Annotated in this window: 1 protein-coding gene; it reads right to left on the bottom strand. The window is 64.6% G+C overall.

The genetic code is table 11. From position 1 onward, the window contains the following. Positions 1-2,458, bottom strand: a 2,458-nt coding sequence (locus GA0115234_RS31050) for a condensation domain-containing protein (protein WP_161275698.1), incomplete at its 3' end; no start/stop codon positions are given. Between the last annotated feature and the right edge of the window lie 25 nt (positions 2,459-2,483).

The following is a 2,483-nucleotide window of genomic DNA, read 5'->3' as shown; positions in this document are numbered from 1 at the left end:
CCATCCGTGACAGAACACCACTCACAGCAGGGTCGTCCAGGACAACCCGTCGCACACCCACATCTGCGCCCAGTCCGACACCACCAGCGGTCACCACCACCACCGGACCACTGTCCGCAACCGTCGCCACCAAGCGCTCCGCCGGGTAGTCCAGGTCCAGCGGCAGATACGCAGCCCCCGCCTTCACCACGGCCAGCAGCGACACCACCAGATCCACCGAACGCGGCAAACACACCGCAACCAGATCCTCCGGCCCCACCCCCTCAGCCACCAGCAGATGAGCCAGACGGTTCGCCCGCGCATTCAACTCCGCATACGACAGACTCTCGCCCTCATGCACCACCGCAACCGCATCAGGCGACCGCACCACCTGCGCCTCGAACAGATCCGGCAACGTCGTCGCCGGAACCTCACGCACCGTGTCATTCCACCCCGACAACACCAACTCACGCTGCCGGTCATCCAGAACCGGAACCCGATCCAGCACCACGCCGGACCGCTCCTCAAGCCCCACCACCAAATTCATCACAGCGGTCTCGAACAGGCCACACACCACACCCGAATCCATCGGAGCAACAGCCTGCACCACAAACCGGAACCCGACACCCGTGTCATCAACCGACACCGTCAACGGATAATTCGTACGCTCCTGAGCATGGAGAATATCGATCCCCACGATTCCGGTATCCGGAAGCTGATCCGGAGCGGAAATCGCATTCGGCTTACTGTGCCGATAGTTGAGGAGTGAGGTGAACAGCGGACTCTGCGCCGGCAAACTCGTAACCTGCTGCGCCAGGGCCAACGATGCATGCTCATGCGCCAACAGCTCGCCCAATTGAGCCTGTACGGTTCCCAGGCCCTGGTCCAGGGTCTGGGCCGCGTCGATCCGGATCGGCAACGTGTTGATGTACAGACCCGGAGTACGGTCCGAAGCCTCCCCGGCCTCCATGCGGCCCAGGAGGACGGTGCCGAAGACGGGGTGGGTCTGGCCGGTCGTCGCAGCAGCCACCCGTGCCCAGGCAAGGTGGAAGAACGCCGCCGCGCTCACACCATGCCGACGCGTCTGCGCCCGCAACCGCTCAGCCACCTCCGCGGCAAGCTCCACCACAGTCTCACCGGTGCCACTACCGTCACCGTGAGTGTCCAAGACGCCATACGGCGCGGTCGGCTCCTCCACCCCACCGAGCACCCGCTCGAAGTAGGCGCGGTGCTGCTCCGGCGAAACAGCCAGGCGCGAGTACGCGACGAAGTCACGGTACGGAGCAGGCTCAGCAAGCCGCCCCTCCTCATGCTCCAGATGCGCACGCACCTCATCGAGCAAGATCTCCAACGCCTGATGATCACGAGTCAGGTGATGGGTCCGCAACGCCATCAGCCAACGATCCCCGTCGGCGTCGCGAGTGTCCTGGGTGATCGTCACGTCGATCATCGGCGCCAGCCGGATGTCCATCGACGCCGGACACGCCTCCAACAGCAGAGCCGTCGCGTCGCCGCCGCCAGTAGGTGCGAGCGTCACTTCGTGAACGGGAAGAGCCGCCTGCCGCTGAACGACCTGCAAGGGCTGGGAAAGACTCTCCCACAGCACCGCCGTACGCAGAATGTCATGGCGATCGACGACACGCTGCAACGCAGTAATGAACTCGTCCACGCGCTGCCGGGAATCGAACCCCAGCACCGTCGGCACGATATACACATCGCGGCCCTGCTCCGCATCCAGCAGGTGATGAAAGAAGATCCCCTCCTGCAACGGCGCCAGCGGATAGATGTCCGCAATGTTCGCCGCACCACCCGGAACCGCCTCGACGATCCGGTCGAGATCGGCTGGGGTCAGCTCGGCAAGCGTCACCATCTCCGGCGCCAGAACCGTGGCATCACCCGGAATCCGATTCTCCGGCACCACGAACACCGGACCCGCCCCGCCATCCGCAGCCAGACCAGCAGGCGTCGGCGTCTGGAACAACGCCCGCACCGACACCACCACACCACGCGAACGCAACCGCTCCACAAGCGTCACCGCCAGCAGCGAATGCCCACCGAGCTCGAAGAAATTGTCATCGATACCGACCCGCTCAAGGCCCAGAATGTCGGCGAACGTCTCACACAGGAACTGCTCGTCCGGCGTCCGCGGAGCCCGGTAGGACACCTCCAGAGCGGCGGTGTGATCCGGAGCCGGCAACGCACGCCGGTCCAGCTTGCCGTTCACCGTCAACGGCAACGCATCCAGGACAACGATCGCCGAAGGAACCATGTACTCCGGCAACACCGCTCCCACACCGGCCTTGACCTCCACCGGATCCACCACAACACCAGCACCAGCACCCGGCACGAGATACGCAGTCAACCGCTTGTCACCGGGAACATCCTCACGAACGACCACCGCCGCCTGCGCCACACCCTCCTCACCCAGCAGCGCCGCCTCGATCTCACCCAGCTCGATCCGGTAGCCACGAACCTTCACCTGGTCATCCGTACGCCCCAGGTAA

The sequence above is a fragment of the Streptomyces sp. DvalAA-43 genome, assembly GCF_900091725.1.
Classification (GTDB): Bacteria; Actinomycetota; Actinomycetes; order Streptomycetales; family Streptomycetaceae; genus Streptomyces; species Streptomyces pulveraceus.
Note: the sequence above shows the minus strand (reverse complement) of the source record. Positions and strands in the feature narration are given on the sequence as shown.